The sequence below is a fragment of the Rhodospirillaceae bacterium genome (assembly GCA_002728255.1).
GTDB lineage: Bacteria > Pseudomonadota > Alphaproteobacteria > UBA7887 > UBA7887.
In genome coordinates this window covers 15202-28179 of sequence record PBWV01000016.1, presented here as the reverse complement: position 1 = coordinate 28179, position 12978 = coordinate 15202, and the positions used below count along the sequence as shown (strand labels likewise).

The following is a 12978-nucleotide window of genomic DNA, read 5'->3' as shown; positions in this document are numbered from 1 at the left end:
GCAGGTAAGAACGCTGGTGCTCCACCAAATAGTGTAGGGGGTGCTAAGCGGCTGCGTAACACTCTGATGGCCGCCGCTGGCCGGGCCGGGTTCGGCACGAAGCCGTTGGCTGAAAATATGGGTATGGGCTTATCATGTGTGAGTGCCCAAGAGCGTGGGTCGCCATCTTGGACGGCTTGCGTGGCCGAAGTGCATGTTGATCCTTCTAGCGGAGATCCTACTGTCCAAAAGCTTACAATTGCTATGGACGTCGGTACGGTTGTTAATCCGGATGGCGCAAGAGCGCAGATAGAGGGAGCAGCCCTTTGGGGACTAAGTCAAACTTTGTATGAGCAGCTAAGTATGAGTAATGGCGGGATTGAGCAAGGCAACTTCGATGAATATGAGATGTTGCGTATGGATCAAGTTCCAGAGATTGATATTGTTCTTATTGAGCAAGGCCAATATCCGTCCGGAATAGGTGAGCCTGCTACTGCTGTTGTGCCGGCTGCTATAGCTAATGCGATTGATGACGCAGTGGGCGCCCGGGTGCGTAGCTTGCCAATCACCGCTGATGCAATAAAGGCGGCGATGGCTTAGACAAAGTTAAATAGTAGTGATATGCGATTAGTGGCGCCCTTTGGGCGCCACTTTTCTACTGGAAGTCATCAAGGATTGTCCGGGATCTATTTTTACCCGTGTTACTTGTAAGTTTCTCTTGTAGCTTTTGGAGTACAGCAACACTTGCTTGTGGTTGGCACCACCCATGCTCTTTTCCATTGAGCAAGTGAACAAAATTTTTTCGATCTAAAGAATTGACTCCTAGATTGTTTTTCCAGAAGATTTTTTGTGCTCCGTAAATTGTTACTAAGGTGTAATGGGATGCCTCGGTCTCCTCAGGTACCATAAGGTCACCATTATCAATTTGTACAGTTCTTGTTTTAAAGTCGTCAAAAATAATTCCATAGTAGAGCTCGTTAGAGTTTTTATCATTGTAGAGACAGAACATGGATCTTTCTTCCCATAGATCTCCGGAGGAATAATTTGGAGGTATATCGGGAAAGGGTAAAGTTCCTTCGCTAATGGTATGCACCAGAGAAAGAAGAACTATACTCAACTTAACATCTACTGCGAGGGCAAAGAGATTTAACACTTGTTAACCTTCTTATTTAGCAAAGTGCCTTGTTGTTATCTTTAGGCTATCATGAGAGCTTAGCTTATGTGATCCGGTATGGCGATAAAATCATAAAAGGTAATAGTACGGACATAGAAATTCGTATAATAAAGAGATGTGTGCGCAACAAATGCGCGGGGCAAAACGGATGTTAGTCAATAATTTGTGGGAGGTGAGAAATGATCAAAAATTTAACTAGCTTAATTGGATTGGGATTTGTGGTTGTAGCTATGAATTCGCATGCTATCGCGGAGTCGGGCGCTTCGTGGGAAAGCACGACGGCAGTTATGGCTGAGATTGATATCACTGAGACGGGCGAGGGAGCGAAGGTTTTCTCGTACAAGAATCATGGATTTCTGCTAAGTGCTGCGGAGGGGGATGGAGTGATGACCTGCACGGGAGGTGGGGTAATTACAGATGCTGGGACTATGCTCCGCTTGGCATGTGAGATAACGGATCGCGATGGAGATAAACGGTATCTCTTGGTAGATCGGTCTGCCAAGGATGCCTTTGCCGAGGGTCAGGGGTATTTAAAAAGTGCTGGTGGGACGGGAAAACATGCTAATCGGAAGTATGAGTGCCACTACGAATTTTCCTATATGCCTAAAATTGCAGATTTACCATATGCTCCGGTGGTGACAGCTAATATGTGCACCGGTGACCTTCCTGGGGTGGCAGAGTAAGGGTATAACTATCTGAGGTTTGGCCTGCGAGGGTTTTCTTAAGTAAGAATCCTCGCAGGATTTTGTCTGACGCATACTGGTAAGTGGTCGGCTATTTAAATTTGGCCTATAAAATTGTCCTGCCCTGGGCGGTACCCTCGATTACTTTGCTCAGGATTACGATTTATTAGAGGGCGGGAATAGAGCGGATGGGTTGCACTTCGTACCTCGTGTTCAATTTCAAAAAGAGTTTTTCCGGTATCGAGGTCAATAATATCGGTGAATCTCCACTCGTACTCATCCGTTTCCATTGAAATAAGTCCACGCTCTTTGAGTTTTTCATACGGTCCTGCAAAGTCAGATATATATATTGCAATGTGGTGGCCATCATATTGATTCTGTTTAGAATCAGTCTCTAAAAAATGTAGGAATTGTGATTTCCCAGTTTTTATAGAAGCACATTCATTACTATGAATAGTTTTTAACTCGACGGTTGCTCCAAAAATTTCATCATAAAATTTTCCGATTTTCTCAGTCGTGCCCCGTGGTATATCCAGTTCTACATAGGGCATTCCAATATCTATCGTGCCATATTGGGGAGCAGGCTCGTGGATCTTAAAGTTGTTGCCCCAGGGACATGTCGCTTTGATGTGGTCGTTTTTTCGCGTATAGGAGAATGCCGTGTTTTCCAAATAAGGGGCTACATCGGCAAGTGATGATTCAAGTGTTGCTAAATTGGGAACTATAAACCCGATGGTACCCCTTAATTTCTGAGCTATTGGGTTTCGACTGGGAAGGTGGACTTGGCAACGTCCCATATTCACCCACATGTTGTCTACGCCATTCATAATGAAGGGATCACGAGTGAATTGTAGCCCCACAACATAAAATAAAGTAGCTAGTTTTTGGTCTGGAACTGCCAGGTTTACATGTTCCATGTGGAGGATATTACCCAGAGATTGTTTTGAACGATCAAAGCTGTCTGTCATATTGGTCCGATCCAAGTTGTATAGTGTGGAGTGTCGCTTGATTTATGATCTATTCTACTGAATTTCTTTTATTAGGGAGTGGGATAGATAACGTATTTGGGTTGTAGGATTTTTTAGAGCCCTCTAATTATTTTATTTGGAAAAAAAGGGTCATGGGAAGAGCTATTTTTGATCTGCTGTGTCGGTAGGTTTGGCTGCGAGTAGGACTACGCCCTTATCTCCTACTTCTTCCGAGTGTATAGTGCCGCCATCTAGTTGGAACTCATCTCCAGGACCTAGATTATATTCCTGTGTGGTGGTCACAATTTTGATGTTTCCCGTAATAACAATCACGTCGGCATCGTGCGGATGGCTATGGGATTCTTTAGTCTGATTAGCTGGGAGAGTGTATTTGAGAATATTAGAATGTCCACGTTCCTGAAGCCTGTTCCTTGCTTCTTCTTCGGTAATATCTTTCAATGTCATTCCTTCCAAATATATCTAGCTTTGATAATGGCATAGTATATAGGCATTAACTTAGCATGCCTACTCCTACTAAATTATGGCTGTTGTTAGTGGTAAAAAAAGTGAGTTAGGTTTGTTAACTCTACTTGTCCGGAATACATAGACTTTTATTTTGATAGGTGCACAGCGATGGATATCCTCAATTTGTTTGGCTTATTTTCAGTCACTGCAATGTTACTTTTTTATACTTTAGAGGAGAAGAGCCCATGGTTCGTAATGGCTTTTTCCGGCGCGTGTGGGCTGGCATCAGTCTACGGATTTTTGCAGGGCGCTTGGCCCTTTGGCCTTGTGGAGGCAGTATGGATGCTGGTTGCATTAAGACGCTGGCAACGCGTTAGGTGAGGTATTATTAAATTGTTCTAGTCCAAGAGTTTAGAACGAAGAACTGGGGGAGAATTAGGTGATGAAAGTAAAGCGAATAGAACATATAGCGATTGCAGTAAAAAGCATGAAGAAGTTTGGTCGATTTTTAGAAAATGACCTGGATATTAAGATGGAGTACGAGGAGAAACTTCCTAAGTATCGTACCAAATTAGCGATGTATCCTGTAGGCGATACGTATATTGAACTTCTTGAATCAGACCATCCAGAGACAGAAACCTCTGAATGGATTGAGAGGCATGGTGAGGGTTTATTTCATATATGTCTGGAGGTAGAGGATATTGATGAAGCTCTAGCGGAACTTAAAGAAAAAGGAATCCTGCTAAGGAATGAAACACCCCTGATCGGGCACGGGGGAGCCCGGATTGCTTTTTTGGACCCAAAATCAACTGGAAATGTGGTAATTGAACTCGCTGAGTTGCCGACTGTTCCCAGTCATTAATTTTTTTTGAACGGGATATCCGACAAACAACCGCCCAAGATTTCCTAGGCGGTTGTTAAGAAAAACTCTTTCAAAAAGAAGCGATTATTTCTCGGATTCCAGGACTTCGCCGAACAGAATCCACTTCTCTCCATCAAATTTAGAAAGCTGTGCGGCTTCTATTGGGTAGTAATCGGTAGAACTTGTATTAACCTTCACTCCAGGTATTACCATTGGAAGTTGAATATCTTTCAGGTTAGTAGCGCATGCCAGTATTCCGGGTCGGCTAAGGTCATCGCATCCAGCTAGCATTATATGGAGTAATCGGGAGACATTATATCCGTATCCATAAAGGGCATCTCCACGGTCCCCTTTTGGCATATGTGTGTCCATCCAGGAAGACCACTCCTTAAAGCCATCCGTATCCCGCCATTGTGGATCAGTGGGGTCCTTCATCCACTGAGCAGTAACTAGGCCTTTTGAACACTCTAATCCAGCTGGAACTAGGGTGGCTTTCACAGAAGACGATACATTGTTCATAAGATGCAGAGGTTGCCACCCTATCTCGCACGATTTTTTAATTGCCTGAGCTGCAAATTTTGGTAGCGAAATATTAAAGAAAACATTGGCGCCACTTGCTGCTANTTCCAATATTTGAGCGTCAATAGTTGGATCAGTTACTTCATAAGACACCATTTTAACAACCAACTCTTCGGCTTTGTCTCCTAGGCCTCGCAGAAAGCCGTCTCGGTAATCTTTGCCATAATCATCATTTTGAAAAAGGATGGCAATTTTAGGATCTTCCACGGTGCTTAAGGCATGATTCGCATAAATTTCACCTTCGATATCGTAGGTAGGTTGGAAGCCCATGCTCCAGGGAAATATTCGAGGTTGTCCCCATTTGGATGCACCAGTCGCGAGAAAAATGTGGGGAACCTTTTTTGCATTTACATATCTATGGATAGCTGAATTGGTTGGTGTGCCAAGCGTATTGAATAGAAAAGCGACTTCTTCCTGTTCGACTAACTTTCGGACTTGTTCAACAGTACGAGGTGGGCTGTAACTATCATCCAGGGAAATGAGATCAATCGTGCGACCATTAATTCCTCCNTCTGCATTTACACCNTTAAAGTAGGCAACAATGGTTTTCCCAATAACGGAGTAAACCGAGGCGGGGCCAGAATAAGGGTTGGTATGGCCAATTTTAATCGAATCATNTGTAACACCGACCGTTTGGGAGCTCACAGAACTTGAAGCTAATAGCATTGNAANGATAGTTNCGAGCAGAGTCCGGAAAGGCATTTAAGTATCTCCCTTAAAAAACTANTTTTTTCGAATTTTTTGACCGACTACCTTTAATTTAGCCAGAAAATTTTTGTTTCGTCCAGCTTATTAAGCGTTCCAATGCACCCCACANGCCAAAAGGTACAAAATAGATAATTAAAATTAGGATGACTCCAAAAATCGCCCAAGGGGGAGGTAGCCACTCGTAAGCCAACCTGACATCTTGCGCGATGTTTGGCATGAAGACGATGAAGAGCCCTCCAAATANAGCGCCCGGGATAGATACAATTCCACCGACTACTGAGCCCACTAAAATGTAAACGGCCACAAAGAAGTTAAAGGCATCTGGGCTGACGAATTCACTGGCATATGTAAATAGTGCGCCTCCTATCCCAGCATACATTGCACTTATTCCGAACGTTGTCGTTTTGACTAGAGCTGTATTAATCCCCATGGTCTTCGCTGCAATGGGGTTGTCACGGATTGCCATCATCGCCCGCCCNGATCTGCTATGAAGAATGCACCACGTGATGACCATCAAAAATACGATAATGAAGAGCGTCACATAGTAGAGTGATTGGTCTGATGTTAAGGGTGCGATAATTGGCTCCGGTTTTGGTACAAAGATACCTTGTACCCCACCTGTCCAGTGTTCAAAGGCATCAAATTTTAAAAGCTGAGGGGTGGCCACGGCTAAAGCAAAGGTTGCTAACGCTAGGTATAATCCTTCCAGCCGGAGAGCCGGGAAGCCAAACAAAAAACCAAATATAAATGAAATAAAAGCAGCGGCAACGATGGCTTCATACGGACTCCAACCGAAGTGTTCAATAAAAATAGCAGCGGAATAGGCTCCGGCTGCGAAAAAGGCGCTATGACCGATAGAAAACTGCCCATTGTAACCCGTGAGAATATTTAGCCCCAACATAGCAATTGCCCAAGCCATTGCTAAGGTAAGCTGATATGTCACAAAATCGGAAACGAAGTGCGGCAGAGCAATGCCAAAAGCAATGGCCACACAGAAGCCGACTAAGAGATTGGTTGTTAGTGGATTGGGGCGTTCCATTATTCACTACACCCGCTTCACGATGACGCGCCCAAACAGTCCTGCGGGCTTAAATAATAATACGCCAATAATAAGTATAAGAGCGAAGGTGAGTTTTAATTCAGAGCCCCCGGGAACATATTGACCCACCCAATTTTCTAACACGCCAATGATAAGTCCGCCTAAAACTGCACCAACTGGACTGGAGACCCCTCCGAGTAGGGCACTGGCAAAGCCGTATATAAGCACGCCACTCATCATGTTAGGTTCCAGGTAAACTATTGGTGCTACTAAGATTCCCCCTATTGCACCAATAGCAGCCGCTAGTCCCCAGCCAAGTGCAAGCATCCATCCGACCGAGATCCCCACCAAACGAGCAGAATCTGGATTTGCGGCCGCTGCCCGCATGGCCAGACCCACGCGGGTGAATTTGAAAAAGCAAAAAATTAACAAAAGTACCAACATTGTAAGCGCTATTACGCCCATGTGGTGTGGCCCAATAAGATCTGACTTAAAGCCAAAATCTGAGGGGAATAAGCTGGGGAAGGGTTTAATAGTAAACTCCCAAATCCAGCCCGCCATATTATTAAAAATAACCAATAANCCAATAAAAACCATGATTTGGTTGAATATCGATTGGTTTTCAACCGGCTTTATGAGTAACCGCTCGATAATTAGTCCAGCTACAAAGGAAAGCGTGACGGCTAATACAAACGCTAGCCATATAGGTGCTCCCATACCAAGAAAGGTCCATGCAATGTATGTTGAAAACATGGCCATTTCGCCTTGGGCAAAGTTGAAGTGGTCACTCGCCTGATAAACCATTACGACTGAAAGGGCGACGCAGGAATATATAGAGCCAATTGCCAGGCCAGCCAGAGTGAGTTGCAAAAAAAGTTCCATGTGCTTTTCCGTTAATAGCCTAGGTAACTTTTGCGGACATTTTCGTCATCTCGAATAACTTGGGATTCCCCGGANATTACCACTTCTCCTGTCTCCAAGAGATAGGCGTGGTCGGCTAGGTCCAAAGCTATATTAGCATTTTGTTCAACCAGAAGCATGGAGGTTCCTTCTTTTTCACGGATTTGTTGCATTATTCCATATATCTCCTGAACAACGAGTGGACCTAGGCCAAAGCTGGGTTCATCAAGTAACATTAGGCGTGGACGCAACATTAATGCCCTGCCGATGGCCAACATTTGCTGTTCACCACCTGACAGGGTTCCGGCTTGCTGTTTGTATCGCTCCCGTAGTCGGGGAAAATAGGAGTAGACGCGCTCTATATCGTCAGCAATGTCTTTCTTGTTTGTACGAGTGTACGCCCCTAACTGCAGGTTATCTTCAACTGATTGTCGTACAAAGGTGCCTCGCCCTTCGGGAACATGTGCTATTCCCCGTCGAACTACTTTTTCCGTCGACANAGACGTTAAGTCTTCATCTAAAAACATAATGTCGCCTTCCGTATGAATCATGCGGCATATAGACCGGAGGGTAGTAGTTTTCCCAGCACCGTTGGCTCCCAATATTGTGGTAATAGATCCTTCCTCGAGGTTAAAATCCAATCCGTAAAGAGCTTGGGTTTGTCCATAGTAAGCTTTCAGTCCATTGATTTCTAACAGTGCCATTACTGAGAAGTTCCTAAATAGGCTTCGATAACCTTGGGGTCACTTTGCACTTGAGATGGAGTCCCATCCGCAATTTTACGACCAAAATCTATGGCTACTACTTTATCAGAAATTTGCATTACCAGGCTCATATGGTGTTCAACTAATAGTATGGTGGTCTTTCGATCGTCTCGAACGTCACGAATTTGCTCCATCAGATGATCCAGTTCCTCATGATTTAAGCCGCCTGCGGGTTCATCCAATAGTAAGAGTTCGGGATCNCTGGCTAGTGCTCGAGCCATTTCCACCCGTTTTTGATAAGGAAAGGGAAGGGCTCCCACCGGCGTTCCAACAACATCGGTGAGTCCCATAAAGTCTATTAAGTCCATTGATTTAGCCATAAGTTTGCGTTCTTCTCGGCCCACCCAGGGTAGACGAAAGGCATTGGAAAATGTATCGCTTTTGCTNCGGCTATGGCCGCCAATTAGCACGTTATCCAGTACATTAAGGGTAGGGAAGAGGGCCAAGTTTTGGAACGTGCGGCCTATTCCCAACGCAGCTATTTTGTCAGGCCTTAATCCTAAAACCGAGCTTCCTTTAAAGATAACATCGCCTTCATTGGGGGTATAAAGGCGTGACAGGCAATTAAACAGAGTAGTTTTCCCCGCGCCATTAGGCCCNATTAGTCCTACAATTTGTCCTTGAGGAATATCAAACGTAACTCCATCAAGAGCTACTATCCCTCCAAACCGGACAACCACGTTTTTTACTTCTAGTAACGCCATAACTTAAATTGTCTTTCTCAACCCAAAGATCTTTTTTAGGACTAGTGAGGTGGAGCAACCCCTACGAACGCCCAGAGCATTATTCAGCGGCATCGGGAACCGAAATTTGATCTACAACTGACGATGAGAGGTAAACCCCCTGTGATAGTAGCTCTTTTTGTATTAACCGAACGTTCAATTTACTTGGCAGCATGTTTTGGTTTGCAGCTAGCCCCGCTGCAGCTCCTGCGGCTTGGCCGGAGAGCCAGCATTGGGGAACCTCTCTAAGGAAGGAGTGCGAGCTAGCATCGCAAGAGATATGACGGCCTGCCCCAAGGATGCCTTCAATCCCGGTTGGAACTAAGGAACCGTAAGGAACAGAAATATTCTCAAATTTTGGTGCGAGGGATGTCGATACTCCAATTTCATCATGCCAGACTTTTCCTTCATCCCATTGGGCGCGAGTTACCTGTGCCCGCCCGCTTAGGCGTCTGCTGTGCCTAACGCCGATTTGGGGAGCTCCAAGCATTAAAAAAGAGTTTTCAAAACCGGGAGCATGGGCCCGATAAAATTTTAAATGCTCGGTGGTCAGTTGCCGAGATCGAATTTCTACCTCAGTTAAATCATCTACATCGATGGCTGAGTATCCTGAGAGTCGGGGTCCCATGAATAATGCAACNTCGNCACGCCAACCCACATTGGGTTTTTCAAACGAGCCCACCGAAGAGCGGCCTTTCGCCATAAAAGTTTTGAAGCCCTGCGAATCAGAATGACGAAAATCAAGCCATTGCCCCATGTTAACGCCGCCAAGTAAAAAGGCGGTATTTACACAGTGATGGATGTCTTCGTCATCGACATTCGTTTCCAGTGCAGTTTTGGTCTGGGAGAGAAGGTCNGCATCCCCCGTAGTGTCAACCACCACCTTAGCTAGGATAGCTTGCCTTCCACTCTTGCTCTCAAAAATTACACCGCGCACGACACCGTCTTCCACAATTGGTTCAGTGGCCCAAGAATGAAGAATGAGGTCTACCTTTTGTTCTTGGACCATGGCCAGCGAAAGGGTTTTTAGAGCTTCAGGGTCAATAGTAGGGGACCAAGTTACAATTCCGTGGTAGGCGGCCGAACGTTGTGCCCAATAGTCTGCAGTCGCGGTGTCCCGCGAGCCCCAATCTGAGCGTGTGGGTCCCAGCAAGGCCTCCTCAGGAAGGCGNTCCATAAATTCGTGCGCCACTCCCGCGATCACCTGAGTTCCCTTCCAATCCGTCATGCGGTCAATCCAAATCACAAGTCCGCCCGTGGAAAGGCCACCTAGATGATTGTAGCGTTCGACTAAAGTCACCTTGGCTCCAGTGCGCCCAGCCGCAATAGAAGCAGCTGTTCCAGCTGGTCCACCGCCTACGACGAGAACGTCGGTTTCAGTGAATACAGGGGTTTCTCGGGCAGCCTCCCGGATGGTCTTGCCAGTCGTTGAACGGCCGGTCCTTGCTTTGGAGCCATCAAACATTTCTGTTCCTTGTTGGGCACCAATTATACTAGTCAGGTTCTCAGACATATGTTTGTTTGCTCCTTTATCCCGCTTGGCCTTCAAGGCCGTAAGGTTACGATATATTCCATGTTACGTCATCCTTCTGTATAATGTTGCGCGCATAGTGCATTGAGGGGCGGCAGCAGCTGATTTAGCAGCAGATTTCGTTGCCGACCCTGGGTTTCCGCCTTTGGGATAGGGCGGTAGCTGGCTTCTAGCTGGAGAGCCGTTCGAGAAATAGAAAATCAGAACGCTCCACGCTGGCGGATATTTGCATAGGACCCTATATGCCAGACTTAGGTATAGTTATCCTTTGATGAGATAAGGACATTGCGAAACAAATGAAATCAATTTGGGAGATACCGCGGTGGTAGAGCAAGCATCACATCAGTCTTGGGCTGACTCGACTATGGCTGAAGGTAATGAATGGGGGTCTTCCTTGCGGATNCTGGNAAATGGGGAGGTTTTATTTGAAGAGGGTGACGCGGGGAATGTAGCATTTGTTGTGGAAAGCGGAACCATCCAGATTAGCCGATCGAAGGGGTCAGCATCTGTTATACTAGCCGAGTTGGAGAGAGGGGCTTTGTTTGGCGAAATGGCGCTAATAGATGAAGGGCCACGAAGCGCCAGGGCTATTGCTTCTGGGGAGGCCGTGGTTAGGCAAATTGGGAAAAAAGAGTTTATGCAGCATCTACGTTCTTCACCAGATTCAGCTTTTAAGATGATGCAGGGCTTAGTAGAGATTATCCGGAAACTAAATGATAAAGTTTTGTTGGACTCTTGGGATAATGCAACTAAAGCGAATTTGAAGGAAGCGGACTAGGAGGCCTCTACGCTGACACTGCGCTAATTTCCTAAATTTTATTGTGCGGTTTTTGGTAACGAAAAATAACAGATTGGCTCATAGGGAGTAAATTATGGCGAAGACTAAGGCAGAGGCTGAAGGAGAAGTTTTCAAAGGCTTGATGGCGTTGTGTGAGGAAATGAGTGAGAATGGTATGCAGAAAGAGGAGCTGGAAAGGGGCGCGGCTGCTATGCTAGCCACCGTGTTGTTTGGTAAGACCCCTTCAAGCATGCTTGTCACTGCTTTTAGCGGGGTTGATGAGCAGGATGAGGAACAACGGGTATTCGTTGGCCTCCATACGCCTCAGGGGACCGTATAAGATTTAGGGGTTGTGGCAGATTTTAGTTGGCAGGGGAGTGTCCGTTGGTTGGATGGTGTAATGAAGAGCATCTAAAATCCCTCTCAATGAGGAGTAAAGAGTGTTTAAAATTAGTATATTAGGAGATAATTCTGAGATAAGAGATTATCTTCCTTTTCTGCGTTGGCTGGTCCTGACAGTAGTAACTTTGTTTGGTCTTTGGACCGCCTCGCTCTATGGGTATTTGCAGTTCATGGTTGCCAATGACCGTAGCCACATCACTTTGGTTATACTGGGGCTGTATGGCGTATTTTCTCTTCACTGCATGTCATTAATTGTACGAGTTTCCCGAGATATTTCTAATCTTCACGATGTTCAGGCTCTTATTTCAAACGGGAATACTGAGTATGAATTGTTTGGAGATGAGGTGGTGATTTCTAACCAAAGACCCTTAAAGAAATGCACTGCCACCGGTCATATACGTAACTTGGTAATTATGGCCCGTTTACAAGGGGTAGGAAGGCTGGATCAAACTATTTTATTACGGCGCTTGGCTGACTCGTTGCGATATCGTCAAAGTGTTGGATGGTTTGTTGCTGATGCCATGCTCAAATTGGGTCTTTTGGGGACAGTCATTGGGTTCATTCTAATGTTATCTTCCATTCAGTCGATTGACTCATTTGATGTAGAGACATTGAAAAATGCTTTGAGTGCGATGAGCGGTGGTATGGGTGTGGCTTTATTTACTACCCTTTTTGGGTTAGTGGGCGGGATCCTTCTTAAGCTCCAGTATTATATCTTAGACGATGCAACTTCCTATTTGTTTGGAGTTACAACTGAACTTACGGAGGTGTATGTCGTCCCTGCCTTGAACCGAGGAATAGATGCAGGAATTTAGCTTGTATACTCGAGAGGGAGAATTTGATGCGTTCACCGACCTCTTGTTCAACGCACTCTTGGGTTTTGCGTTTATGTTTTTTATTGCCTTCATTTTGATAAAACCAGAGGACGCATCTGGCAAGATAGATACTCACGCGGAGTTTCTGGTAACAGTTGTTTGGCCAGACTCTCATCCGGATGATATTGATACTTATGTTGAGGATCCGGCTGGAAATTTAGTGTGGTATCATGGTCGGGAGGCGGGGTTGATGCATCTCGACCGGGACGACAGGGGAAATTATCGGGACACAATTGTTGTTGACGGAACTCCTATTGAGAATCCTCTAAATCAAGAAACCGTCACGCTACGAGGAATTGTTCCTGGTGAATATGTGGTCAATATCTTTCACTATTCGGCAACTACTAATGAGCCCGTTCCAGTGCACGTGAAAATAGAGAAACTAAATCCTACTGTAACCGTTCTCTACTACGAAACTATTAATTTAAATAGGACAGGTCAGGAAGAGACAGTTGCACGCTTTGTAATTGATGAAAATGGTGGCATTAAAGATGTCAATACTAGGGATAAGTCATTGGTCCGGTTAAGTAGAAAAGGACCCACTGAACC

Annotated in this window: 16 protein-coding genes and 1 pseudogene; 8 read left to right on the top strand and 9 right to left on the bottom strand. The window is 45.4% G+C overall.

What is annotated here, in order from left to right:
* Window positions 1-579: aldehyde dehydrogenase (locus CMM32_04195; GenBank protein ID MBT06102.1), on the top strand; the 579-nt coding region annotated here is incomplete at its 5' end.
* Window positions 580-634: 55 nt separating this feature from the next.
* On the opposite strand, the gene CMM32_04190 is transcribed toward CMM32_04195, so the two are convergent.
* Window positions 635-1132, bottom strand: a complete 498-nt coding sequence (locus tag CMM32_04190; protein MBT06101.1) for a hypothetical protein — start codon at window positions 1130-1132, stop codon at window positions 635-637.
* 200 nt (window positions 1133-1332) lie between these two features.
* Here CMM32_04190 and CMM32_04185 point away from each other — a divergent pair, with 200 nt between their 5' ends.
* Window positions 1333-1836, top strand: a complete 504-nt coding sequence (locus CMM32_04185; GenBank protein MBT06100.1) for a hypothetical protein — start codon at window positions 1333-1335, stop codon at window positions 1834-1836.
* A gap of 95 nt (window positions 1837-1931) precedes the next feature.
* On the opposite strand, the gene CMM32_04180 is transcribed toward CMM32_04185, so the two are convergent.
* Both CMM32_04180 and CMM32_04175 read right to left on the bottom strand, forming a co-directional pair.
* A complete protein-coding gene (locus CMM32_04180) occupies window positions 1932-2804 on the bottom strand; it encodes a hypothetical protein (protein MBT06099.1) in 873 nt (290 codons plus the stop codon).
* Between the two features lie 162 nt (window positions 2805-2966).
* Window positions 2967-3269, bottom strand: coding sequence for a hypothetical protein (locus CMM32_04175; protein MBT06098.1), 303 nt, complete (start codon window positions 3267-3269; stop codon window positions 2967-2969).
* Window positions 3270-3437: 168 nt separating this feature from the next.
* Here CMM32_04175 and CMM32_04170 point away from each other — a divergent pair, with 168 nt between their 5' ends.
* Both CMM32_04170 and CMM32_04165 read left to right on the top strand, forming a co-directional pair.
* Window positions 3438-3650 carry a hypothetical protein gene (locus tag CMM32_04170; GenBank protein MBT06097.1) on the top strand — a complete coding sequence of 71 codons (213 nt, stop codon included), beginning with the start codon at window positions 3438-3440 and terminating at the stop codon, window positions 3648-3650.
* A 61-nt stretch (window positions 3651-3711) separates the two neighbouring features.
* On the top strand, window positions 3712-4131 hold the full coding sequence (locus CMM32_04165; GenBank protein ID MBT06096.1) for a methylmalonyl-CoA epimerase: 420 nt from the start codon (window positions 3712-3714) through the stop codon (window positions 4129-4131).
* 84 nt (window positions 4132-4215) lie between these two features.
* On the opposite strand, the gene CMM32_04160 is transcribed toward CMM32_04165, so the two are convergent.
* From CMM32_04160 to CMM32_04135, 6 genes are all read right to left on the bottom strand, one after another.
* Entirely contained in the window at window positions 4216-5412 is a 1197-nt protein-coding gene (locus CMM32_04160; protein ID MBT06095.1) for a branched-chain amino acid ABC transporter substrate-binding protein, read from the bottom strand.
* Window positions 5413-5470: 58 nt separating this feature from the next.
* Entirely contained in the window at window positions 5471-6457 is a 987-nt protein-coding gene (locus CMM32_04155; protein ID MBT06094.1) for a branched-chain amino acid ABC transporter permease, read from the bottom strand.
* 6 nt (window positions 6458-6463) lie between these two features.
* Window positions 6464-7339, bottom strand: a complete 876-nt coding sequence (locus tag CMM32_04150; protein ID MBT06093.1) for a branched-chain amino acid ABC transporter permease — start codon at window positions 7337-7339, stop codon at window positions 6464-6466.
* An 11-nt stretch (window positions 7340-7350) separates the two neighbouring features.
* Window positions 7351-8061, bottom strand: coding sequence for an ABC transporter ATP-binding protein (locus CMM32_04145; protein MBT06092.1), 711 nt, complete (start codon window positions 8059-8061; stop codon window positions 7351-7353).
* Window positions 8061-8825, bottom strand: a complete 765-nt coding sequence (livG, locus tag CMM32_04140) for a high-affinity branched-chain amino acid ABC transporter ATP-binding protein LivG (GenBank protein MBT06091.1) — start codon at window positions 8823-8825, stop codon at window positions 8061-8063. The genes CMM32_04145 and livG overlap by 1 nt, the downstream gene beginning before the upstream one ends.
* A 79-nt stretch (window positions 8826-8904) precedes the next feature.
* Entirely contained in the window at window positions 8905-10308 is a 1404-nt protein-coding gene (locus CMM32_04135; GenBank protein MBT06090.1) for an FAD-dependent oxidoreductase, read from the bottom strand.
* Between the two features lie 388 nt (window positions 10309-10696).
* On the opposite strand from CMM32_04135, the gene CMM32_04130 reads away from it, so the two are divergent.
* From CMM32_04130 to CMM32_04115, 4 genes and pseudogenes are all read left to right on the top strand, one after another.
* Window positions 10697-11152: a hypothetical protein gene (locus CMM32_04130; protein MBT06089.1), complete on the top strand. Its 456-nt coding sequence runs from the start codon at window positions 10697-10699 to the stop codon at window positions 11150-11152.
* Between the two features lie 94 nt (window positions 11153-11246).
* A complete protein-coding gene (locus CMM32_04125) occupies window positions 11247-11492 on the top strand; it encodes a hypothetical protein (protein MBT06088.1) in 246 nt (81 codons plus the stop codon).
* A 100-nt stretch (window positions 11493-11592) separates the two neighbouring features.
* A complete protein-coding gene (locus tag CMM32_04120; protein ID MBT06087.1) occupies window positions 11593-12369 on the top strand; it encodes a biopolymer transporter ExbB in 777 nt (258 codons plus the stop codon).
* Window positions 12356-12964: pseudogene (locus CMM32_04115) on the top strand (hypothetical protein). Before CMM32_04120 ends, CMM32_04115 begins: the two are co-directional and overlap by 14 nt.
* The last annotated feature ends 14 nt before the right edge of the window (window positions 12965-12978 follow it).